This is a genomic window from Streptomyces nigra (assembly GCF_003074055.1).
Taxonomy (GTDB): domain Bacteria; phylum Actinomycetota; class Actinomycetes; order Streptomycetales; family Streptomycetaceae; genus Streptomyces; species Streptomyces nigra.
Map to the genome: position 1 here is coordinate 2,131,073 of NZ_CP029043.1, position 21,340 is coordinate 2,152,412.

Annotated in this window: 19 protein-coding genes; 11 read left to right on the plus strand and 8 right to left on the minus strand. The window is 73.5% G+C overall.

Annotation, left to right across the window (positions count from 1 at the left end; genetic code table 11):
- Nucleotides 1-45 precede the first annotated feature (45 nt).
- Complete coding sequence (locus DC008_RS09880; protein WP_108706645.1) at nucleotides 46-339, plus strand: hypothetical protein; 294 nt, start codon at nucleotides 46-48, stop codon at nucleotides 337-339.
- A 16-nt stretch (nucleotides 340-355) separates the two neighbouring features.
- Here DC008_RS09880 and DC008_RS09885 read toward each other — a convergent pair whose 3' ends face one another.
- From DC008_RS09885 to DC008_RS09895, 3 genes are read right to left on the minus strand one after another with little or no spacing between them, the layout of a single operon-like run.
- Nucleotides 356-1,423: a prenyltransferase/squalene oxidase repeat-containing protein gene (locus tag DC008_RS09885; RefSeq protein WP_108706646.1), complete on the minus strand. Its 1,068-nt coding sequence runs from the start codon at nucleotides 1,421-1,423 to the stop codon at nucleotides 356-358.
- On the minus strand, nucleotides 1,420-2,154 hold the full coding sequence (locus DC008_RS09890) for a class I SAM-dependent methyltransferase (RefSeq protein WP_108706647.1): 735 nt from the start codon (nucleotides 2,152-2,154) through the stop codon (nucleotides 1,420-1,422). The genes DC008_RS09885 and DC008_RS09890 overlap by 4 nt, the downstream gene beginning before the upstream one ends.
- Entirely contained in the window at nucleotides 2,148-3,596 is a 1,449-nt protein-coding gene (locus DC008_RS09895; protein ID WP_108706648.1) for a glycosyltransferase family 4 protein, read from the minus strand. Before DC008_RS09895 ends, DC008_RS09890 begins: the two co-directional genes overlap by 7 nt.
- A gap of 209 nt (nucleotides 3,597-3,805) precedes the next feature.
- On the opposite strand from DC008_RS09895, the gene DC008_RS09900 reads away from it, so the two are divergent.
- Nucleotides 3,806-4,435, plus strand: a complete 630-nt coding sequence (locus DC008_RS09900) for a TetR family transcriptional regulator (RefSeq protein ID WP_055620712.1) — start codon at nucleotides 3,806-3,808, stop codon at nucleotides 4,433-4,435.
- A gap of 5 nt (nucleotides 4,436-4,440) precedes the next feature.
- Here DC008_RS09900 and DC008_RS09905 read toward each other — a convergent pair whose 3' ends face one another.
- On the minus strand, nucleotides 4,441-4,674 hold the full coding sequence (locus DC008_RS09905; protein ID WP_108706649.1) for a ferredoxin: 234 nt from the start codon (nucleotides 4,672-4,674) through the stop codon (nucleotides 4,441-4,443).
- A gap of 2 nt (nucleotides 4,675-4,676) precedes the next feature.
- Nucleotides 4,677-6,134, minus strand: a complete 1,458-nt coding sequence (locus DC008_RS09910) for an aldehyde dehydrogenase (protein ID WP_108706650.1) — start codon at nucleotides 6,132-6,134, stop codon at nucleotides 4,677-4,679.
- Between the two features lie 241 nt (nucleotides 6,135-6,375).
- Between DC008_RS09910 and DC008_RS09915 the strand changes: the two genes are divergently transcribed.
- Entirely contained in the window at nucleotides 6,376-7,404 is a 1,029-nt protein-coding gene (locus tag DC008_RS09915) for a Strvi_7410 family MBL fold metallo-hydrolase (RefSeq protein ID WP_108706651.1), read from the plus strand.
- A 1-nt stretch (nucleotide 7,405) separates the two neighbouring features.
- Here DC008_RS09915 and DC008_RS09920 read toward each other — a convergent pair whose 3' ends face one another.
- Nucleotides 7,406-8,059, minus strand: a complete 654-nt coding sequence (locus DC008_RS09920; protein ID WP_108706652.1) for a phosphotransferase — start codon at nucleotides 8,057-8,059, stop codon at nucleotides 7,406-7,408.
- Nucleotides 8,060-8,402: 343 nt separating this feature from the next.
- Here DC008_RS09920 and DC008_RS09925 point away from each other — a divergent pair, with 343 nt between their 5' ends.
- From DC008_RS09925 to DC008_RS09950, 6 genes are all read left to right on the plus strand, one after another.
- Nucleotides 8,403-9,614 carry an SCO2321 family membrane protein gene (locus tag DC008_RS09925; protein WP_108706653.1) on the plus strand — a complete coding sequence of 404 codons (1,212 nt, stop codon included), beginning with the start codon at nucleotides 8,403-8,405 and terminating at the stop codon, nucleotides 9,612-9,614.
- Entirely contained in the window at nucleotides 9,611-10,249 is a 639-nt protein-coding gene (locus DC008_RS09930) for an SCO2322 family protein (RefSeq protein ID WP_108706654.1), read from the plus strand. Before DC008_RS09925 ends, DC008_RS09930 begins: the two co-directional genes overlap by 4 nt.
- Entirely contained in the window at nucleotides 10,249-11,436 is a 1,188-nt protein-coding gene (locus DC008_RS09935) for an energy-coupling factor transporter transmembrane component T (protein WP_108706655.1), read from the plus strand. Before DC008_RS09930 ends, DC008_RS09935 begins: the two co-directional genes overlap by 1 nt.
- Nucleotides 11,433-13,124 (plus strand): ABC transporter ATP-binding protein, encoded by a 1,692-nt coding sequence (locus DC008_RS09940; protein WP_108706656.1) that lies wholly within the window; start codon nucleotides 11,433-11,435, stop codon nucleotides 13,122-13,124. Before DC008_RS09935 ends, DC008_RS09940 begins: the two co-directional genes overlap by 4 nt.
- On the plus strand, nucleotides 13,121-13,948 hold the full coding sequence (locus DC008_RS09945) for an ECF transporter S component (RefSeq protein WP_108706657.1): 828 nt from the start codon (nucleotides 13,121-13,123) through the stop codon (nucleotides 13,946-13,948). Before DC008_RS09940 ends, DC008_RS09945 begins: the two co-directional genes overlap by 4 nt.
- A gap of 330 nt (nucleotides 13,949-14,278) precedes the next feature.
- Entirely contained in the window at nucleotides 14,279-14,695 is a 417-nt protein-coding gene (locus DC008_RS09950; protein WP_164492281.1) for an aggregation-promoting factor C-terminal-like domain-containing protein, read from the plus strand.
- Between the two features lie 61 nt (nucleotides 14,696-14,756).
- On the opposite strand, the gene DC008_RS09955 is transcribed toward DC008_RS09950, so the two are convergent.
- Nucleotides 14,757-15,992, minus strand: a complete 1,236-nt coding sequence (locus DC008_RS09955) for a cytochrome P450 (RefSeq protein ID WP_108706659.1) — start codon at nucleotides 15,990-15,992, stop codon at nucleotides 14,757-14,759.
- A gap of 229 nt (nucleotides 15,993-16,221) precedes the next feature.
- On the opposite strand from DC008_RS09955, the gene DC008_RS09960 reads away from it, so the two are divergent.
- Nucleotides 16,222-17,391 carry a steroid 3-ketoacyl-CoA thiolase gene (locus DC008_RS09960; RefSeq protein WP_108706660.1) on the plus strand — a complete coding sequence of 390 codons (1,170 nt, stop codon included), beginning with the start codon at nucleotides 16,222-16,224 and terminating at the stop codon, nucleotides 17,389-17,391.
- 89 nt (nucleotides 17,392-17,480) lie between these two features.
- Complete coding sequence (locus tag DC008_RS09965; protein ID WP_425276565.1) at nucleotides 17,481-19,133, plus strand: glycosyltransferase family 87 protein; 1,653 nt, start codon at nucleotides 17,481-17,483, stop codon at nucleotides 19,131-19,133.
- Here DC008_RS09965 and DC008_RS09970 read toward each other — a convergent pair.
- Nucleotides 19,066-21,120: a bifunctional glycosyltransferase 87/phosphatase PAP2 family protein gene (locus DC008_RS09970; protein ID WP_108706662.1), complete on the minus strand. Its 2,055-nt coding sequence runs from the start codon at nucleotides 21,118-21,120 to the stop codon at nucleotides 19,066-19,068. The genes DC008_RS09965 and DC008_RS09970 overlap by 68 nt on opposite strands.
- Between the last annotated feature and the right edge of the window lie 220 nt (nucleotides 21,121-21,340).

The window sequence follows — 21,340 nt, forward strand, 5'->3', positions numbered from 1 at the left end:
CCGGTGGCCGGGTTTCGTTCGCGGTTCCGGGGTCAAGCGAGATGCATGTCCCCTCGATATCGCAACGGTGCGTCACAGGCCGGCACGGTCATTGCGATCGTCGCCGATGTCATGGCCCTCATCCTGGGCCTGTGGATCCTCATGTATCTGCTGGGGGCCAACCCCGGCAACGACTTCGTGCAGTTCGTCCATGACGCCGCCCGCTGGCTGGCGGGCTGGTCGCACGATCTGTTCACCTTCGACGAGGAGTGGGCCCGCGTGGTCGCCGGGTACGGCCTGGCCGCGGTGGTCTATCTGTTCATCGGCCACGCCATCGCCGGCCGGGTGCACCGCCACTGACACCCGGCCCCGGCGGTCAGCAGCAGTCCGGGTCCAGGCCGGCCGGCAGGCGGTCCCCGCCGAACACCGCGCAGGTGGCCTCGTGCCCGCCGAGCGCGGCGACGGCCAGCAGGACGGATCCGGCGGTCCATGTGGTCAGTTCACGCGGCCAGATGGCGTCGTCCTCGAAGACGTACCCGGTCCAGTACAGCCCGCTGTCTGCGTCCCGCAGATGCTGGATGGACTGGAGGATCTCCAGCGCGCGGTCGGACTCGCCCATCGCCCAGAGTGCGAGGGCGAGTTCGGCGGACTCGCCGCCGGTGACCCACGGGTTGGGCACGACGCAGCGCACCCCGAGTCCGGGCACGACGAACCGGCCCCAGCCTTCTCGCATCCGGGCTTCGGCCTCGGCGCCGGTGAGCGCCCCGCCGAGCACCGGGTAGTACCAGTCCATCGAGTAGCGGTTCTTGTCGAGGAACCGCTCGGGGTGCCGGCGGATGGCGTGCCGCAGCGCGCCCGCGGCGAGTTCCCAGTCCGGCTGGGGTTCCTCCCGCTGCTCGGCGACGGCCAGCGCGCACCGCAGCGCGTGGTGGATCGACGAGGAGCCGGTGAGCAGGGCGTCCCGCACCGAGGTGCCGTCGTCGTCGCGCCGCCAGCCGATCTGCCCGCCGGGCTGCTGGAGTTCGAGGACGAACTCGATCGCCGCGTACACGGTGGGCCACATGCGGTCCAGGAACGTGTCGTCGCCCGTGGACAGGTAGTGGTGCCAGACGCCCACGGCTATGTAGGCGACGAAGTTGGTCTCGCGCCCGGTGTCGGTGACGTCGTCGTGGGCGCCGTCCCGGTAGGCGGCGTACCAGGAACCGTCGTCGTTCTGATGCTCGGCGAGCCACGTGTACGCCCGCTCGGCCGCCGTGTGTTCTCCGGCGGCGTCCAGCGCCATGGCGGCCTCGACGTGGTCCCACGGGTCGAGGTGGTGTCCGCGGAACCACGGGATCGCCCCGTCCTCCCGCTGTACCGCGAGGATGCCGGCCACGGTCGCGGCGGCCTGCTCGGCGGTGAGGACCCCGGGCAGGACGAGGTGTTCTGTCCGGGGAGTGGTCACCGCGCGTCCACCCGGGGCAGGTGCGGCTTGGTCGCGTACGCCACGAAGCTCTTGCCGATCAGCGGGTTCAGCGCCTGCTCGGCGACCCGGGTGGCCAGCGGCTTCTTCATGATGTCCCAGACGAGGAGCTTGTGGTACGCCCGCACGGGCAGAGCCTTGTCGTTGTCGACGCCGAACGCGCACTTCAGCCACCAGTACGGGGAGTGCAGGGCGTGGGCGTGGTGGGTGCCGTAGGGCCTGAGGCCCGCCTCGCGGATCTTCGCGAGCAGCTCGTCCGCCTTGTAGATGCGGATGTGGCCGCCCTCGACCTCGTGGTAGGCGTCGGACAGCGTCCAGCAGACCTTCTCCGGGCCGTAGCGCGGCACGGTGATCGCGATACGGCCGCCCGGCTTGAGGATCCGGACCATCTCGGCGAGGACGCCCTTGTCGTCGGGGATGTCCTCCATGACCTCGGAGATGATCACGACGTCGAAGGACTCGTCCGGGAAGGGCAGCGCGAGGGCGTCGCCCTCCATGGCGGTGGCGGTGGCGCCCTCGGGGGCCTCGCCGGCCTCCTTCATCGCCGCGAACCACTTCGCGACCTCGCGGATCTCCTCGCCGTTCTGGTCCAGCGCGACGACCTGGGCGCCGCGCCGGTAGCACTCGAACGCGTGCCGTCCGGCACCGCAGCCGAGGTCCAGAACGCGGTCGCCCGGGGCGAGCGGGAACCGGGAGAAGTCGACGGTCAGCACGTGGCCCTGCTTTCGGTGTCGGCGCCTTCGACGAGGGGGGAGCTCGTGGCGGAGACGGGTGGGGTCGTGGAGTGGAGGGGGGCGCCGGCCGGGGCGCTGTCCACGGCCGTGGCGCGGGGTCCGCGCGGGTGCCGGCCGGCGGCGATCGCCTCGCGGTAGCGGGCCACCGTGCCCTCGGCCGCCTTGGCCCAGGTGAAGTGCGCGAGCACCCGCTCGCGTCCGGCCGCTCCGAGCCGGTCGCGCAGTGCGGTGTCGCCGAGCAGCCGGGTGAGGCCGGCGGCCAGCGCCCCGGAGTCGCCGGGCGGCACCGCGAGGCAGGTCTCGCCGTCGCGTCCGGCGACCTCGGGGATCGCCCCGCCGGTCGTGGCGACCAGGGGGGTGCCGGTGGCCATGGCCTCGGCGGCGGGGAGCGAGAAGCCCTCGTACAGCGACGGCACGCAGGCGACCTCGGCCGAGCGGACCAGGTCGACGAGTTCGGCGTCGGAGATGCCCTTGACGAAGTCGACGGCGCCCTCGAGGCCGTAGCGCTCGACGGCCTGGGCGACCGGGCCCTCGGTGGGGCGCTTGCCGACGACGACCAGATGGGCCCCGGGATGTTCGGTGCGGACCTTGGCGAGCGCCTCGACGAGGAACACCAGGCCCTTCAGCGGTACGTCGGCGCTGGACGTCGTCACTATCCGGCCCGGCACCCGGCGCACCGAGGGATCCGGCCTGAACAGGTCGGTGTCGGCGCCGATGTGGACGACGTGGATGCGGTCCTGCCGTACGCCGAGGTCGTCGACGATCTCCTGGCGGGAGGTGCCGGAGACGGTGAGGACGGACGGCAGGCGGCGCGCGACGCGCTTCTGCATCCGGGTGAAGGCGTACCAGCGGCGCACCGAGGCCCGGCGCTGCCAGGTGGTGGCGGCGTCCAGCTCCAGCCGGCGGTCCACGGTGATGGGGTGGTGGATGGTGGTGACGAGGGGGGCGCCGACGTCGCCCAGGAGGCCGTAGCCGAGGGTCTGGTTGTCGTGCACGACGTCGAAGTCGCCGCGGCGGGCGCGCAGCAGGCGGCGGGCGCGCAGCGAGAACGTCAGCGGTTCGGGAAAGCCGCCGGTCCACATCGTCGCCACCTCCAGCGCGTCGACCCAGTCGCGGTACTCGTCGCGCCTCGGCGTGCGGAAGGGGTCGGGCTGGCGGTACAGGTCGAGGCTGGGCAGCTCGGTGAGCGTCAGCCGGCCCGCGTAGTCCTCGTGTTCGTCGAGGACGGGGTAGGGCTGGGAGCCGATGACCTCGACGCGGTGGCCGAGGCGGGCGAGTTCGCGGGAGAGGTGGCGGACGTAGACGCCCTGACCGCCGCAGAACGGGTTCCCCTTGTAGGTGAGGAGCGCGATGTCGAGCGGTCGCCCGCCGTCGGCGGCAAGGTCCTTCGGGGACCCGGCCTCCCTGGCCTCAGCGGTCACTCCGGGCCCCTCTCTCCCTGCTCTGTCCCGCGAGGTTACGCCGGGACGCTAATCTAGAACAAGTTTCAGACTTGATCGTTCAGGAGGCTCTGAATCTACCGGCAGGTAGCGCCGCTGTGAGCGATGGATCAGGTGATTCACGCCACGACCGAGCCCTGGCATGCTCTGTCCGGTCACCCACCCTCACCGACTGTCACGGAACGGGATCCATGCCTGCGGAAGTCAGTAGCGCGAGCCCCTCCTCACCGGCTCTCACCGAGCGGCAGGAGGCCCGCCGCCGACGCATCCTGCACGCCAGCGCGCAGCTCGCGAGCCGGGGCGGCTTCGACGCCGTGCAGATGCGCGAGGTCGCGGAGTCCTCCCAGGTGGCGCTCGGCACGCTGTACCGCTACTTCCCGTCCAAGGTGCATCTGCTGGTCGCCACGATGCAGGCGCAGTTGGAGCACATGCACGGCACGCTGCGCAAGAAGCCGCCGCAGGGCGCGACGGCGGCCGAGCGGGTCGCGGAGACCCTGATGCGGGCGTTCCGCGCCCTGCAGCGCGAGCCGCATCTGGCGGACGCGATGGTGCGCGCGCTGACGTTCGCGGACCGCAGCGTCTCCCCCGAGGTGGACCAGGTCTCCCGGCAGACGACGATGATCATCCTGGACGCGATGGGTCTGGAGGACCCGACGCCGCAGCAGCTCTCCGCCGTCCGCGTCATCGAGCACACCTGGCACTCGGCCCTGATCACCTGGCTGTCGGGGCGTGCCTCGATCGCCCAGGTGAAGATCGACATCGAGACGGTGTGCCGGCTCATCGACCTGACGGCGCCCGAGGAGCCGGCGCGCCGCCGCTGAGCGCGCTACTCCTCGGGCGGGAACACCGGCTCCCCGCTGCCCAGCACCGTGATGGCGATGGCCTCCACGGGGCAGCCCTCCGCCGCCGCGAGGATCCGTTCGTCGGCGTCGGTCTCCGGGTCGGCCGGATGGGACTGGCGGGCGGTGTCGAGGCGGAAGCCGCCGGGGGCGTGGTGGAGGCACTGGGCCGAGCCGATGCACAGCGACCGGTCGACCTCGACGTGCCAGCGGTCGCCCATCGTCACGCCTCCCCGCCGGCGGGCAGATGGATCATCTTGTGCTCGAAGTACTCGCCGAACCCCTCGGGCCCGAACTCCCGCCCCAGCCCGGAGTTCTTGTAGCCGCCGAAGGGGCCGAGCATGTCCAGGCTGAAGGTGTTCACGGAGTATGTGCCGGTGCGCACCCGGCGGGCGATGTCGACGCCGTGCGCGGTGTCGGCGGTCCAGACGCTGCCGCTCAGGCCGTACTCGGAGTCGTTGGCGATCCTGACGGCCTCGGCCTCGTCGCCGTACGGGAGCAGGCAGATGACGGGGCCGAAGATCTCCTCGCGGGCGATGCGCATGCCGTTGTCGACGTCCCCGAAGAGGGTGGGCTCGACGTACCAGCCCTTCTCCAGTCCCTGGGGCCGCCCGCCCCCGGTGAGGATCTTCGCGCCCTCCTCCTGCCCGATCCGGATGTAGTCGAGGCTGCGCCGTTGCTGGCGGCGGGCGACGAGCGGGCCGACCTGGGTCGCCGGGTCCAGCGGGTCGCCGACCACGAGGGCGCCGGCCGCGGCGGCGAACGCCTCGGCGAACTCGTCGTAGCGGGAGCGCGGGAGGAGGATGCGGGTCTGGGCGACGCACGCCTGGCCGTTGTTCATCCAGGCCGCCGGCACGACCCCGGCGACGGTCGCCTCGACGTCCGCGTCGGGCAGGACGACGGCCGCCGACTTGCCGCCGAGTTCCAGGGTGACCCGGGTCAGATGGCGGGCGGCGACCTCCATGACGCGGCGGCCGGCGGCGACCGAGCCGGTGAAGGAGACCTTGTCGATGCGCGGGTGCCCGACCAGATACTCGCTGACCTCGCGGTCGGCGGGGAGGACGGACAGGACGCCGTCCGGCAGCCCGGCGTCCCGGGCGATCTCGGCCAGGAGGTAGGCGTCCAAGGGCGATTCGGGGGACGGCTTGAGGACGACCGAGCAGCCGGCGAGCAGGGCGGGCGCGAGCTTGGCGGCGGCGACGAACTGCGGGACGTTCCAGGGAACCACGGCCGCCACGACGCCGACGGGCTCGCGTCGCACGATGATGCGCCCGAGGACACCGTCGCGCGCCTCCTCGTAGGAGAAGTCACGGGCGACCGTGATCGCCGCGTCCCACACCATCATCGCGCCGAGGGCCTGCGCGAGGACGCTCCAGGAGTAAGGGGAGCCGTTCTGGGCGGAGATGAGCCGGGCGATCTCGTCGTGCCGGGCGGCGATCCCGTCCTTGATCCGGGTGACGACCTCGATCCGCTCGGCGAGGCCCGCCCGGGGCCAGGGCCCGTCGTCGAAGGCCCGCCGCGCCGCGTCGACCGCCCGGTCCACATCGGCGGGCGATGCGTGCGGCACCCGTCCGATGACGTCCTCGGTGTGCGGCGAGACCACCTCGATGACGTCCCGTCCGAGGGGGCCCGTCCACTCCCCGCCGATGAACAGCTGCCCGTGTTCCACGAGTTCGGTCATGACCGACTGCCTCCCCGGAGCCGCGCCTGGATGCGCATGAACACTGACGGCCTTGGCCGCTGGGCCCTGACGGTCCATCAGATATAGAGCAACTGATACCAGTTCCACCCCGAGGAGTCCACGGAACGCGCACCACCCTCGGGACCCGTTGGATGACTCGGGCTCCCATCGAAACGCGTTCTAGTTACTATGGCCGGGGCGGCCGGTTCGTGCCGCGGACGTCGCGGTGATGGGGGAGCCCATGACGCAGGTGTACGACCACGGCGGCGGGGTGCGATCCATACGGGTCCCGATCCCGGACAACCCCCTCGGCCACACGCTCGTGCACGTCGTCGACACCGACCGCGGCCCGGTGCTCGTCGACACCGGCTGGGACGACCCGGACTCCTGGGACACCCTCACGGACGGCCTCGCGGCCTGCGGCACCGGGCCGGAGGAGATCCACGGCGTCGTCGTCACCCACCACCACCCCGACCACCACGGCCTGTCCGGCCGGGTGCGGGAGGCGTCCGGCGCCTGGATCGCGATGCACGCGGCGGACGCGGCGATCGTCCGGCGCACCCGGGCGACGCGCCCCGAGACCTGGTTCGCGTACATGGCCGACAAGCTCGCGGCGGCCGGCGCCCCCGAGGATCACGTGGCCCCGCTGCGCGCAGCGCGCCGCCCCGGCTCCCTGCCGGGCTTCTCCCCCGCCGACCCCGACCGGGAGGTCGTCCCCGGCGAACTCCTGGACCTGCCCGGCCGCCGTCTGCGCGCGATCTGGACGCCCGGCCACACACCGGGCCACGTCTGCCTGCACCTGGAGGAGGAGCACCCGGCCGGACTCCCCGGCCACGGCCGGCTGTTCTCCGGCGACCACCTGCTCCCCGGGATCACTCCGCACATCGGCCTGTACGAGGACCCCGACGACACGACGTCCACCGACCCTCTCGGCGACTACCTGGCCTCCCTGGAACGCGTCGCCGCCCTCGCCCCAGCCGAGATCCTGCCCGCCCACCAGCACGCCTTCACGGACGCCCCGGCGCGCGTACGGGAGTTGCTGGACCACCACGAGGCCCGCCTGACCGGCCTCCTCGCCCTCCTGACCACCCCCCTGACCCCCTGGCAGCTGGCCGAACGCATGGAGTGGAACCGCCCCTGGGACCGGATCCCACCGGGCTCCCGCACCATCGCGGTCGCCGAGGCGGAGGCCCACCTCCGCCGCCTGGTGAAACTGGGGCGGGCGGAGGCGGTGGCGGGGAGCGAGCCGGTGGCGTACGTGGCGGTCTGACCTACCCGGGAAGGAACGTGCGGATCAGCTTCTCGGCGGCGCCCAGGAGGCCGGTCTCCCGCTCGATCATCGTCGGGTTGGCCGCCCGGTCGCGCAGGGCCTGGGAGAGCCCGGCCTCGGTGAGGTCCGAGGGGTCGGCCAGCAGGGCGGCCAGCAGCGCGTGGGCACTCGCCGCCAGGACCTCGTCGCCGACCGCGACCTGGGCGAGGATCACCGCGGAGGCGCCCCAGTCGAGACCGGGGTCGCCGTCGCGGGCGTTGCTCCAGTCGATGACGTACGGCCCGTCCGGGGTGAGGATCACGTTGTCGGGGTGCAGGTCCAGGTGGAGGACGCGGGTCCCCGGGCGGCGTCCGGGCAGGCCGTGCAGCCGCCGCAGCAGACGGGCGAGTTCCGCACCCGCCTCGTCCGGGCCGAGGGTGCCCGCGATGAGCGCGCCCAGCATCGTCGGCCCCGTGAGGCGCTCCATCACCAGCTCGGTCCGCGAGGAGCCGTCGAGGCGGACGCGGGGCGCCGGGAAGCCGTGGCCGCGCACGTGCGCCATCACCTCGCCCTCGGCGAGCGCGTCGCCGTACCCCTCCCGGTCCCGGCGCAGCACCCAGTGCCGGTCGACCTCGTACACGTCGGCGGTCCGCCCCGAACCGATCAGTCGCCCCATCGTCCTGCCCCCTCGCGTCGGCAGGACGGTACCCGGTGCGAGGTGCCTCGGAGAGCCCGGGTTACGGCCGGGTACAGTGGCCCGGTCGTCATCACTCACCCGTTCAGGGGAAAGCCGGTGCAATTCCGGCGCTGACCCGCAACCGTGAACCGGTCCCCGCACCGCCGCCCCCGTGGCGGGCGGTCCGAGGCCGGTGAGCCGGACCGCCCTGGACGGACGTGACCGGCTCACGTGTCCCGGCAGCCTGCCGGAGCACGGCACCGTCGAGGTATACGGAGCCGAGCCGCCCGGGGGTCCTCCCGTGCTGTCCGGCTCCCCCACAGGGAGAGGGCACCCGCCGATCATGAACGTCCGCCGCAGCGCCGCGGCCCTGGCCGCCACCGTCGTGCTCGGCGCGGCCGCGCCCGCCATGGCCACCGACTCACCGTCCGCGTCCCCGTCGCCGGCCCTCCCCAAGGGGCTGTACGGCACCACCGACCCGACGTACGACGGGGTCTGGCGCCAGTCCCTCGCTCTGCTCGCCCAGGACACCGTGAAGGTGCGGCCCGCCGCGTCGGCCGTGGACTGGCTGACCGGGCAGCAGTGCGCCAACGGGGCCTTCGCCGCCTACCGCGCCGACACCGCCAAGGCGTGTGACGCCAAGGTGATGGTCGACACCAACAGCACCGCCGCCGCCGTACAGGCCCTGACCGCGCTCGGCGGCCACGACTCCGTCACCGGAAAGGCCGTCACCTGGCTGAAGTCCGTCCAGAACAAGGACGGCGGCTGGGGCTACACCCCGGGCGGGGCCAGCGACACCAACTCGACGTCGGTTGTCGTCGGCGCCCTGGCGGCCGCCGGTGAGAAGCCGGCCGACGTCACCAAGGGCGGCAAGTCGCCGTACGACGCCCTGCTCTCCCTCGCCCTGCCCTGCGAGGGCGACGACGCGGGCGCCTTCGCCTACCAGCCGGACAAGAAGGGCAGGCTGGCCGCCAACGCCGACGCCACCGCCGCCGGTGTGCTCGGCGCGCTCGGCAAGGGCCTGGCCACCGGTCCCGGCGCGAAGGCCGGCGCCGACTGCGCCAAGGCCGCCTCCCCCGAGCAGGCCGCCGCCAACGGCGCCGCCTATCTGACGCGCGTGCTCGACAAGGACGGGCACCTGATCTCCGCGCTCCCCGGCGCCGACGACCAGCCCGACTACGGCAACACGGCCGACGCCGTCGTCGCGCTCGCCGCGCAGGGCGGGGCCGGCGCCGCCGCCAAGCCCCTCGGCTGGCTGAAGGACAACGCCGCCGAGTGGGCCGCGCAGAACGGCCCCGCCGCCTACGCCCAGCTCATCTTCGCCGCGCACGCCACCGGCACCGACCCCCGCGCCTTCGGCGGCACCGACCTCGTCGCGAAGCTCGACGCGACCGGCCCCGCCCCGCAGAAGGCGGCGGAGCGGACCGCGGACGCCCAGGAGGAGAAGGACGACGACAGCCCGTTCGGCGTCTGGTGGTACGTCGGTGTCTTCCTCGTCGTCGGCATCGGCATCGGCTTCCTGCTGAGCCACCGCGGCAAGGGCGGACGGGCGTGATCCGGCGCGCCCTCGCCGTACTCCTGGCCGCGCTGGTCCTCACGGCCGGCGCGGCCCAGGCCGCCCAGGCGACCGGGTACCGCTACTGGTCGTTCTGGGACCGCGACGGCGGCTCCTGGTCCTACGCGTCCCTGGGCCCCTCGCTGTCCCGTCCCGAGGACGGCGACGTGCAGGGCTTCCGCTTCGCCGTCAGCGAGGACTCCCAGGACGCCACCCGGCCCCGGGGCGCGGCCGAGTTCTCCGTCATCTGCGCCCGTACTCCCGCGCGGGACGGCAAGAAGCGGGTGGCGCTGGTGCTGGACTTCGGTACGGCCGCCGACGCCCCGTCGGGCGAGAGGCCGCCGGCCCGGCGTACGGTCTGCGCGCGCGTCGCGCCGGACGCCACGACCGCCGACGCCCTCGCGGCCGTCGCCGGACCGCTGCGCTACGACTCCAACGCCCTGCTGTGCGCCATCGACGGCTACCCCCGCAAGGGATGCGGGGAGCAGGTCGCCTCGGGTGAGAAGCCGGAGGCGGCAAACACTTCCTCCGACGATTCCGAGGGCGGTGCCTCGGTCGGTCTTGTGGCCGGTGTCGCGGCCGTCGTGGTTCTGGGGGGCGCCGCGATCTGGCAGGCCCGGCGGCGGCGCGGCTGATGGGAGGGGGCAGCAGCACGCGGAGCGGGGAGAGTCCGGGACCGGCGGAAGCGGTCGGTCCGGCCGTGCCTCGCGGCGGGCGGGTCGTTCGCGACACCCTGCACCCCGGTGCCTGGTGGGTCTGGGCGCTGGCCCTGGGCACCGCCGCGACCCGTACCAGCAATCCGCTGCTGCTCGCCCTGCTCATCGCGACGTCCGCCTACGTCGTGGCGACCTGCCGGCCCGACGCGCCCTGGGCACGTTCCTACGGCGCCTTCGTCAAGCTGGCCCTCGCCGTCCTCGTGATCCGGCTGTTCTTCGCGGTGGCCCTCGGCTCCCCCGTCCCCGGCACGCATGTGCTCGTCACCCTGCCCGAGATCGCCCTGCCCGACTGGGCGCAGGGCATCCGGCTGGGCGGCCGGGTCACCGCCGAGACCCTCGTACGGGCGCTGTACGAGGGGCTGAAGCTGGCCACGCTGCTCATCTGCGTGGGCGCGGCGAACGCCCTCGCCAATCCGGCCCGGCTGCTGAAGTCCCTGCCGGGCGCCCTGTACGAGATGGGTGTCGCGGTGGTCGTGGCCCTGACGTACGCCCCCCATCTGATCGCCGACGTGCAGCGGCTGCGGGCCGCCCGGCGGCTGCGGGGGCGGCCCGACCGGGGGCTGCGCGGCCTGGTGCAGGTCGGGCTGCCGGTGCTGGAGGGTGCGCTGGAGCGCTCGGTCGCCCTGGCCGCCGCGATGGACGCGCGCGGCTACGGCCGCACCGCCGAGGTGCCGGACCGGGTGCGCCGTACGACGGCCGCGCTCACCCTCGGCGGGCTGCTGGGCGTGTGCGCGGGCACGTACGGGCTGCTGACCGCCGCAGGCGGCACGTACGGGCTGCCGGTGCTGCTCGCCGGGCTGGTGGCGGCGCTGGCGGGGCTGCGGCTGGGCGGGCGCCGGTCGCCGCGCACCCGGTACCGGCCCGACCCCTGGGGGGCGCGCGCCTGGCTGGTCGCCGGGTCCGGCGCCGCGGTCGCCGCCCTGCTCACCCTGGCCGCGAGCCGTGAACCGGCGGCCCTGAACCCGGGGGTGATCCCGCTGGTCGCCCCCACCCTTCCGCTGTGGCCGGCGGCCGCCGTCCTGATCGGGCTGCTCCCGGCCTTCGTCAGCCCCGCCCCGAGGAACCCGGCGCCGCGCGGTGCCGCCGCCCGCAAGGAGCCGTCGTGATCCGCTTCGAGAACGTCTCCGTGACCTACGACGGTGCGGCCGAACCGACCGTGCGCGGGGTGGACTTCGAGGTCCCCGAGGGGGAGCTGGTGCTGCTCGTCGGGCCGTCGGGGGTGGGCAAGTCGACCGTGCTCGGCGCGGTCAGCGGGCTGGTGCCGCACTTCACCGGCGGCACCCTGCGCGGCCGGGTCACGGTGGCCGGGCGGGACACCCGTACCCACAAGCCGCGTGAACTCGCCGATGTCGTCGGCACGGTGGGCCAGGACCCGCTCTCCCACTTCGTGACCGACACCGTCGAGGAGGAGCTGGCCTACGGCATGGAGTCGCTGGGCCTGGCCCCGGACGTGATGCGGCGCCGGGTCGAGGAGACGCTGGATCTGCTGGGTCTGGCCGAGCTGCGCGACCGGTCGATCGCCACGCTGTCCGGCGGCCAGCGGCAACGCGTCGCGATCGGTTCCGTCCTCACCCCGCATCCGAGGGTGCTGGTCCTGGACGAGCCGACGTCGGCTCTGGACCCGGCCGCAGCCGAGGAGGTGCTCGCCGTTCTGCAGCGGCTGGTGCACGACCTGGGTACGACGGTCCTGATGGCCGAGCACCGGCTGGAACGGGTCGTGCAGTACGCGGACCGTGTCGTCCTGCTGCCGTCGCCGGGCGAGCCCCCGGTCCTGGGCGAGCCGGCGGAGATCATGGCGATGTCCCCGGTGTATCCGCCGGTGGTGGCGCTGGGCCGGCTGGCGGGCTGGGCCCCGCTCCCGCTGACGGTCCGCGACGCCCGCCGCCGGGCGACCGACCTGCGGCAGCGCCTCGGCGACCACACCGCCCCGCCCTCGCCCGCGCCCTCCGAGACGCCCGCCCCGCCGGCGGCCCGTACGGGCACCGCCCGCCGCTGGTTCGGCCGCTCTCGCGCCAGGGCGGAGGCGGCCGCCCCCGTGTCGCCGTACGCCGCCGAGGTGCGGTCCCTCGCCGTGACCCGGGACCGGGTCCGGGCGCTGCGGGGCGTGGACCTCACGGTGTCCCCCGGCGAGACGATCGCCCTGATGGGCCGTAACGGCGCCGGGAAGTCCACCCTGCTCAACGCCCTCGTCGGCCTGGTGGCGCCGTCGTCCGGGACGGTGCTGACCGGCGGGTCCGTCCCGCACCGCACCCCGCCGAGCGACCTGGTCCGCCGGGTCGGCCTCGTCCCGCAGGAGCCCCGCGACCTGCTGTACGCCGACACGGTCGCCGGTGAGTGCGCGGCCGCCGACGCCGACGCGGAGGCCGAGCCGGGCACCTGCCGGGCGCTGCTGTCCACACTGCTGCCGGGGATCCCGGACGATCTGCATCCCCGGGATCTGTCCGAGGGCCAGCGGCTGACGCTCGCGCTGGCCGTCGTCCTCACGGCCCGTCCGCCGCTGCTTCTGCTGGACGAGCCGACGCGGGGGCTCGACTACGCGGCGAAGGCGCACCTCGTCGCCCTGCTCCGGGACCTCGCCGCGCGGGGGCACGCCATCGTGCTCGCGACGCACGACGTGGAGCTGGCGGCGGAGCTGGCCCACCGGGTGGTGCTGCTCGCCGAGGGCGAGGTGATCGCCGACGGCCCCACGGCCGAGGTGGTGGTGTCCTCGCCGTCCTTCGCCCCGCAGGTCGCGAAGATCCTCGCCCCGCGGCGGTGGCTGACCGTCGCCCAGGTCGAGGAGGCGCTGGCATGAGCGGCCCCGGAGGGCAGGCCCGCCCCGTCCGGCTCGGACCCCGGTCCGTGGCGGCCCTCGTGCTGGTCGGCGCGGTCGGCGTCGCCGCACTCGGCTGGCCGTTCCTCGCCCTGCCCGACTCGCAGGTGAACGCGCACGCCCAGGACGCGCCGTGGCTGTTCACGGGCCTGCTGATGCTGCTGGTCGCGGTCGTCGCGGCGACGATCTCGGAGTCCGGGCTCGGCCCCAAGGCCGTGGCGATGCTCGGCGTCCTCGCGGCGACGGGTGCCGCGCTGCGCCCGATCGGCGCCGGCACGGCGGGGCTCGAGCCGATGTTCTTCCTGATGGTGCTCAGCGGACGGGTGCTGGGGCCGGGCTTCGGCTTCGTCCTGGGCTCGGTCACGATGTTCGCGTCCGCGCTGCTCACGGGCGGGGTGGGGCCGTGGCTGCCGTTCCAGATGCTGTCCATGGGCTGGTTCACGATGGGCGCGGGGCTGCTGCCGGGCGCGGAGCGGCTGCGGGGCCGCGCGGAGGTGGCCCTGCTGGCGGCGTACGGATTCCTGGCCGCCTTCGCGTACGGCACGCTGATGAACATGGCGGGCTGGCCCTATCTGCCGCGGGACACCTCCACGATCTCGCCCGCGCCGGAGCTCGGTCCCCTCGCGAACCTGGCCCGGTTCGCCGCGTACTGCGTGGCCACCTCGCTGGGCTGGGACCTGGGGCGGGCGATCGTGACCGTGGTGCTCACGGTCGCGCTGGGTCCGGCGGTGCTGAAGGCGCTGCGCCGGGCGACACGGCGGGCGGCCTTCGAGAGCCCGGTCACGTTCGACGCACCCGGACGGTGAGCGCTTGTGCGCCGGCCGTCAGGGGCGCGGTGAACCACCCCACATGACCCAGGTCACCTACGACCTTCCTTAGTGGGCCAGAGCGCTGTCATGGCTCCACCAAAAGCCCGTCTGACCTGGGCGTTGAGATCCACGTCACACGGACACCCCGCCCCCGGCATACGGCCACCACTAGCAAACAGGCTCATTGCGGACATCCGCCGCACCTGTTTCCGTGGAGGACGTCGCACGGCGCCGACGTGCCCTCAGGGTCTCGGCGCCGACGCATGCCGGGCCTGCACCTCAGTGGCCGGCACACCGCGATCCCCGTCCCCGACCGAAAGGTGCTCCGTGTCCGTCGCCTCCTCCTTCCGCCGCCTCTCCGCCCCGAAGAAGGCCCTCGCCGGTACCCTCCTGGCCGCCGCCACGGCCGGCACCCTGCTCGCCTCGGCTCCCGCCCAGGCCGCCACGAGCGACGCCTCCTCGGCCCAGCGGGTCGCGAAGAAGATGATCGCGGACTCGGCCCAGTTCCAGTGCTTCTCGAACATCGTCGACCACGAGAGCGACTGGAACCCGCACGCCACCAACGCCTCGTCCGGCGCCTACGGCCTCGTCCAGGCCCTGCCGGCGAACAAGATGGCCTCGGCCGGCTCGGACTGGAAGACCAACCCCGCGACCCAGATCGAGTGGGGCCTCGACTACATGAAGGACCGCTACGGCAGCGCCTGCGGCGCCTGGGACTTCTGGCAGTCCAACGGCTGGTACTGATCCGGCCGGACCATGAACCGAAAGCGGCGACCCACGATCCCCGGGTCGCCGCTTTCGCCTGTCATCCGGCGTCGACCCGCAGCTCCTTCACCCCGTTGATCCAGGCCGAGCGCAGCCGGCGCGGGTCCCCGGCGAGGGTGAGGCCGGGCATCGCGTCGGCCACCGCGTCGAAGATCAGGTCGATCTCCAGGACCGCGAGGGACTTGCCCAGGCAGTAGTGCGGTCCGCCGCCGCCGAAGCCGAGGTGGGGGTTGGGGTCGCGGGTGATGTCGAAGACGTCCGGGTCGTCGAAGACCTCGGGGTCGTGGTTGGCAGAGGAGTAGAAGAGGCCGACCCGGTCGCCCTTGCGCACCTGCTTCCCGCCCAGCTCGGTGTCCTGGGTGGCGGTGCGCTGGAAGGCCACCACCGGTGTCGCCCAGCGGACGATCTCCTCGGCGGCCGTGGCCGGGCGCTCCCGTTTGAACAGCTCCCACTGTCCGGGGTGGGTGAGGAACGCGTGCATGCCGTGGGTGATGGCGTTGCGGGTGGTCTCGTTGCCCGCCACCGCCAGCATCAGGACGAAGAAGCCGAACTCGTCGGAGCGCAGACTGCCCTGGTCCTCGGCGGCCACGAGGGTGGTGACGAGGTCCTTCGCCGGGCACCGCTTGCGGTCGGCGGCCATGTTCATCGCGTACGCGAGGATCTCGGTGGCCGACTCCTGGCCGACCTCCTCGGTGATGGCGTACTCGGGGTCGTCGTAGGCGATCATCTTGTTGGACCAGTCGAAGATCCGGGACCGGTCCTCCTGCGGGACGCCGATGAGCTCGGCGATGGCCTGCAGGGGCAGTTCGCAGGCGACCTCGGTGACGAAGTCGAAGGACCCCGTGTGCCGGCGCGCCCCGTCGGCGATGGCCAGGGCGCGGGCGCGCAGCCGGTCCTCCAGGGCGCGGATGGCGCGCGGGGTGAACATCCGCTGCACGATCTGGCGGACCCGGGTGTGCTCGGGCGGGTCCATGTTGAGCAGGATGAGCCGCTGGGCGTCGATGGCGTCGCGCTCGATGTGCTCGTTGAAGCGGATGATCGCGGTGTTGACGGACGACGAGAACAGCTCGGGGTGCGTCGACACGTACTTGACGTCGGCGTGCCGGGTCACCGCCCAGTAGCCGTCGTCCTGGAACCCGGCGACGTTGCCCCGCTGCGGGATCCAGCGGACCGGTTCGGCCCGGCGCAGCGCGGCGAACTCCGGGAGGGGCACGCGGTGGTGCAGCACATCGGGGTCGGTGAAGTCGAACCCGTCGGGAAGCGCTGGACAGGGCATCGGCGGCTCCAGCCATCTGACGGCTCATCAGAACATGGTCGCGGCGAAGGTAGTAACGGGTTCTACAAGTGGCAAGGGGCACGACAGGCCCAATCCGGGCCGGAATCAGCTCTGTTCGCGACTTCGGAGGCTGCAAGACCCTTGCGGTGACGGACCGGGCGTCAGCAGACTGCCTGGAAGAACTAGAACACGTACTAGTTCCGGAGGAGAGCCGAGAGGACCCGCACCCATGGCTGCCGAACCCGTCATCGTCGAAGCAGTGCGCACCCCCATCGGCAAGCGCGGCGGCGCGCTCGCCAACCTCCACCCCGCCTATCTGCTGGGCGAGACCTACCGCGAACTCCTGGGCCGTACCCGTATCCCCGCCGACTGCGTCGAGCAGATCGTCGGCGGCACCGTCACCCACGCCGGCGAGCAGTCCATGAACCCCGCGCGCACGGCCTGGCTGACCATGGGGCTGCCGTACGAGACGGCGGCGACGACCGTCGACTGCCAGTGCGGGTCCTCGCAGCAGGCGTCCCACATGGCCGCGAACATGATCGCGGCCGGTGTCATCGACGTCGGGATCAGCTGTGGTGTGGAGGCGATGTCGCGGGTGCCGCTGGGGTCGGGCTCCAAGCACGGGCCGGGCAAGCCGTTCCCGGACGAGTGGAACGTCGACCTGCCCAACCAGTTCGAGGCGGCGGAGCGCATCGCCCGGCACCGCGGGCTGACCCGGCGGGACGTCGACGCGCTCGGCCTGCTGTCGCAGCAACGGGCCGCCGCGGCGTGGGCGGAGGAGCGCTTCAAGCGGGAGACGTTCGCCGTGCAGGTCCCGACGACCGAGGAGGAGCAGCAGGCCGGGCAGGGTATGTGGCGGCTCGTCGACCGGGACGAGGGGCTGCGCGACACGTCCCTGGAGGCGCTGTCCCGGCTGAAGCCGGTGATGCCGGCGGCCGTCCACACGGCGGGCAACTCCTCGCAGATCAGCGACGGCGCGGCGGCGCTGTTGTGGGCGTCCAAGCGGATGGCTCGCGCCCTGAAGCTGCGGCCCCGGGCCCGGATCGTGGCGCAGGCGCTGGTGGGCTCGGATCCGCACTTCCACCTCGACGGGCCGATCGACGCCACGCGGGCCGTGCTGGGCAAGGCGGGGATGAGCCTGCAGGACATCGATCTCGTGGAGATCAACGAGGCGTTCGCGTCGGTGGTGCTGAGCTGGGCGCGGGTCTTCGAGCAGGATCTGGACAAGGTCAATGTCAACGGCGGCGGGATCGCCCTCGGCCACCCGGTGGGCGCCACCGGAGCCCGGCTGATCACCACGGCACTGCACGAACTGGAACGCGCGGACAAGGAGTTCGCCCTGATCACGATGTGCGCGGGCGGCGGCCTGGCCACCGGCACGATCATCCAGCGCCTGTAGGCACCGCGCCCCGGCGGCCCCCGCGCGGGCCGCCGGTGAACGTTCCCACCGGGTCCGGCGTCTACGAACACGTGCCCGAGACCGAACTCATCAGCAGCCGCACGCGTCCCGCCGGCCCCGCGCCGGCACCCCCCGCCCTCCCGCCGTGGCTGCTCCGGTTCCGGGACCGGCACCGCGTCCCGCTGACCGCGACCCTCCCCGCTCTGCCGCTGTACGCGCTGTGGTGGGGCTTCCTCGCCACCGGCGGCGGGGACCTGGCCGCCCAGTACGCCTGGGCCGGGTTCACCGCCCGGCACGGCGGCTCGGCGTACAACCTCTTCTGGTACGGCGGCACCCACACCGCCAACTACAGCCTCATATCCCCGTACCTGATGTCCGCCGTGGGCGTCCGTGCCCTCACGGTCCTCTCCGGGATCGTGGCGACCTGGCTGGCGGCCGTGCTTCTCACCCGGGTCGAGGCGCTGCGCCGGCCGGAGGGTCCGGCCCTGCTCGCCGCGCTCGCCCTGTGGTGCAACGTGGCCTCCGGGCGCACCACGTTCGCCCTGGGCACGGCCTTCGGGCTCGGCGCCTGTCTGCTGCTGGCCGGGCGGCGACGGGTCGTCCCGGCCGGTGTGCTCGCCGCGCTGGCGACGATGGCGAGCCCCGTGGCCGGGCTGTTCCTGGCCGTCGTCGGCGCCGCGTTCCTGCTCACCCGGGACCGTCCGCGCGCCCTCGCGCTGCTGCTCCCGCCCGCCGTCACCGTCGCCGCGACCACCCTGCTGTTTCCCTTCGAAGGCGAGCAGTTGATGTTCGCCGACCGGATCTGGCCGCCGTTCGTGCTGGGCCTGGCCGTGACCGTGTTCGCGCCGCGCGGCTGGCGGGTCGCCCGGTGGAGCGGCGCCGTCTACGCCGCCGGAACCGTCGTGACGTATCTCGTCCCCTCCCCCGTCGGCACGAACGTCGAGCGGTTCGCCGAGCTGTTCGCGCCCGCCGCGCTGCTCGCCGTGCTGCTGGCCCGCCCCGAACTGGCCGGCTGGCGCCGGAAGACCCTGGTGGGCCTGCTGGTGCTGTCGGTCGGCTGGGTCGGCAAGAAGACCGGCGACGATCTGTACGTGTCGACCCGGGTGCCCGCCTGGGCCGCCGAGACCCAGGGGGTGGTGCGGGCCCTGGACCGGCTCGGCGCCGGCCGCACCCGCGTCGAGGTCGTCCCGGCCCGCAACCACCGCGAGGCCAGCGGGCTCGCCCCGTACGTCAACATGGCCCGCGGCTGGAACCGGCAGCTCGACATGGAACGGGCCCGCCTCTTCTACGACGGCTCCTTCTCGGCCGGCACCTACCGGGCGTGGCTGGACCGCTGGGCCGTCGGATTCGTGGTGCTGCCGCTGGGCAAGCCGGACGGCTACGCCGAGGCGGAGGCCCGGCTGATCCGCGAGGACCGGCCGGACTGGCTGGAGCCGGTGTGGCGGGACGCGCACTGGCGGGTGTTCCGGGTGAAGGACGCCGTGCCGCTGACCTCCGGATCCGCCCGGGTCGTCTCGACGTCCGGCGCCGACCTCGTCGTACGGATGCCGGGGGCGGGCGCCACGACCGTGCGCATAGCCCACTCCCCGTGGCTGCGAGTGGACGGCGGTGGCTGCCTGGCGCCGAGCGGCGAGTTCACCCGGCTCACGGTCCCCGCCGCCGGCGAGTACCGGATCAGTTCGGAGTACGGTCCCGCACGACGGCCTGCGGATCACTGCGGGTCTGACTCCGCGCGGGAGTGACGGTCCGGGCGCGTGGGCCCTGGAAGGCGTAGGTCACGGCGAAGCCCGCCGCCACGACCAGCGCGCCGCCCACCGCGTCCAGCACCCAGTGGTTGCCGGTGACGACGATCGCGGTCGCCGTGAGCAGCGGGTGCAACAGGCCCAGGACCTTGATCCACCATCTCGGCGCCAGCACGGCGACGACCACGCCGCACCACAGGGACCAGCCGAAGTGCAGGGACGGCATCGCCGCGTACTGGTTGGTCAGCTCGGTGAGGGTGCCGTAGTCGGGCTGAGTGAAGTCCTGTGGCCCGTTGACCGTGTCGACGACACCGAGGCCCGGCATCAGACGGGGCGGTGCGAGCGGATACAGCCAGAAGCCGACCAGGGCGAAGATCGTCGCGAAGCCGATCGCCGTGCGGGCCCAGCGGTAGTCGACGGGCCGCCGCCAGTACAGGACGCCGAGGATCAGCAGCGGCACCCCGAAGTGGAACGACTCGTAGTAGAAGCCGAAGAAGTCCCGCAGCCCGTCGGCCGCCACGACGGCGTGGTTGGCCCAGCGCTCGATGTCGATGCCGAGCGCGCGTTCCACGGAGAGGATCTGCGCGCCGTGCTCCTCCGCGGTCGCCCGGCCCGACGCCGAGGACGGGCCGGCCGCGGCCAGCCGGATCCGGGCGTAGGCGTCGTAGGTGACCCTGATGAGGACGAGCTCGAAAAGCAGGTTGGGGCGGCTGATCGCCCGCCGCAGGAACGGCACCAACGGGATGTGCCCGAACCGGGACGGCACCGGGTCCGCGTACCGCGTCGGCAGCGGCGTCCGCCAGTACGGCGAGCCGCGCGGCAGGAACGGCACGGCGACGGCCGCCGCCAGCGCGGCGCACAGCACGAGGTCGGCGCGCAGCGGCTGGAAGATCAGCTTGTCCGGCACCAGCGCGTCGGCCGGCAGTGTCATGACCAGCACGATCGCGACCGGCCAGGCGTACCGGTCACCGGCCCGCCGGCCGACCCGGCCGACGGCCGTGAGCAGCACCCACAACAGCTGGTGCTGCCAGGCTGCGGGCGAGACGACGATCACCGCGCAGCCGGTGACGGCGACCGCGAGCAGGAGCTGCCCGTCACGGGCGTAGCGCACGGCCCGGCGCAGCGCGAGCACGGCGACACCGGCGCCGAGGACGAGCAGGAGGGCGATCTCGGGTGGTCCGCTCAGGCCGAGCCGGAGCAGGGCGCCGTGGAGGGACTGGTTGGCGAGGCCGTCGGCGGGCCCGCCCAGGCCGAGGCCGGCGGGGTGGTGGAGCCAGTAGGTCGCCGAGTCACGGGGCATCGCCGCCCAGGCCAGCACCGTGCACCCGGTGAACGCGGCCCCCGTGGACAGGGCGGCCCGGCGCCGCCCGGTGCACCACAGCAGGGGCGTGAACAGCAGCAGCGTCGGCTGGAGCGCGGCCGCAAGCCCGATCAGCGCGCCGCTGAACCGCTCCCCGCGCACGGCGAAGCAGCCGAGGAGGACGAGCAGGACCGGGAGGATGCTGGTCTGGCCGAGGTGGAGGGCGTTGCGCACCGGCAGCGACACCATCAGCAGGCTGATCGCGACGGGCGCCGCGAGCACGGCGGTGCGCCGGCCGACCGGTGGCGGCAGGGCGCGGGCGGCGACCAGTCCGAGGGCGACGACCAGCAGGAGCGTGCCGAAGGTCCACCCCCAACCGAGGGCCTCCTCGGCGGCACGGGTCAGCGGCTTGAGGACGAGTCCGCCGAACGGGGTGCCGGTGAACCGCTCGGAGTCGTACAGGGAGCCCTTCAGATGCAGGACGCCGTGCGGTCCGACCCAGGTCTCCAGGTCGGTGAGCCGTTCCCCGCGCGGGGTGCCGAGGACGGCGGCGACCTGACGGACGGCGAGGACGGCGGCGACGGCCCAGAGGCCCAGCCGCACCACACGCACCCGCGCCTGGACCGTGCCGGCCGCCGTGGCTCCGGGTGCCTCGGCCGGTCGCCCTCGGTGCTCCGCCTTCGCCACGCCTCGCCGGCCTCCCGCCCCGGTCCGCCCCGCATCCGACAGGGAATCCTCAGAACGCCGGACGGCTCGCGCCGCCCCTCGGGGAGACGCAGGCATGTCCCCTTTTGCCCGACATCCTCACCTTTTTCCGTGACGATAGTCGGCGGTCCGCCCGTTCGCCTCCGGTGACGCGGCGGCCGGGTGGCCCCGCCCCGGCGCGGCCTCGCGCGCGGCGGCGCCG

Bases quoted from the DNA above. Each gene is read 5' to 3' on its own strand.
- DC008_RS09880 (WP_108706645.1), top strand. From the start codon at position 46: ATGTCCCCTCGATATCGCAACGGTGCGTCACAGGCCGGCACGGTCATT.
- DC008_RS09900 (WP_055620712.1), top strand. From the start codon at position 3,806: ATGCCTGCGGAAGTCAGTAGCGCGAGCCCCTCCTCACCGGCTCTCACC.
- DC008_RS09905 (WP_108706649.1), bottom strand. From the start codon at position 4,674: ATGGGCGACCGCTGGCACGTCGAGGTCGACCGGTCGCTGTGCATCGGC.
- DC008_RS09910 (WP_108706650.1), bottom strand. From the start codon at position 6,134: ATGACCGAACTCGTGGAACACGGGCAGCTGTTCATCGGCGGGGAGTGG.
- DC008_RS09915 (WP_108706651.1), top strand. From the start codon at position 6,376: ATGACGCAGGTGTACGACCACGGCGGCGGGGTGCGATCCATACGGGTC.
- DC008_RS09920 (WP_108706652.1), bottom strand. From the start codon at position 8,059: ATGGGGCGACTGATCGGTTCGGGGCGGACCGCCGACGTGTACGAGGTC.
- DC008_RS09925 (WP_108706653.1), top strand. From the start codon at position 8,403: ATGAACGTCCGCCGCAGCGCCGCGGCCCTGGCCGCCACCGTCGTGCTC.
- DC008_RS09935 (WP_108706655.1), top strand. From the start codon at position 10,249: ATGGGAGGGGGCAGCAGCACGCGGAGCGGGGAGAGTCCGGGACCGGCG.
- DC008_RS09945 (WP_108706657.1), top strand. From the start codon at position 13,121: ATGAGCGGCCCCGGAGGGCAGGCCCGCCCCGTCCGGCTCGGACCCCGG.
- DC008_RS09955 (WP_108706659.1), bottom strand. From the start codon at position 15,992: ATGCCCTGTCCAGCGCTTCCCGACGGGTTCGACTTCACCGACCCCGAT.
- DC008_RS09960 (WP_108706660.1), top strand. From the start codon at position 16,222: ATGGCTGCCGAACCCGTCATCGTCGAAGCAGTGCGCACCCCCATCGGC.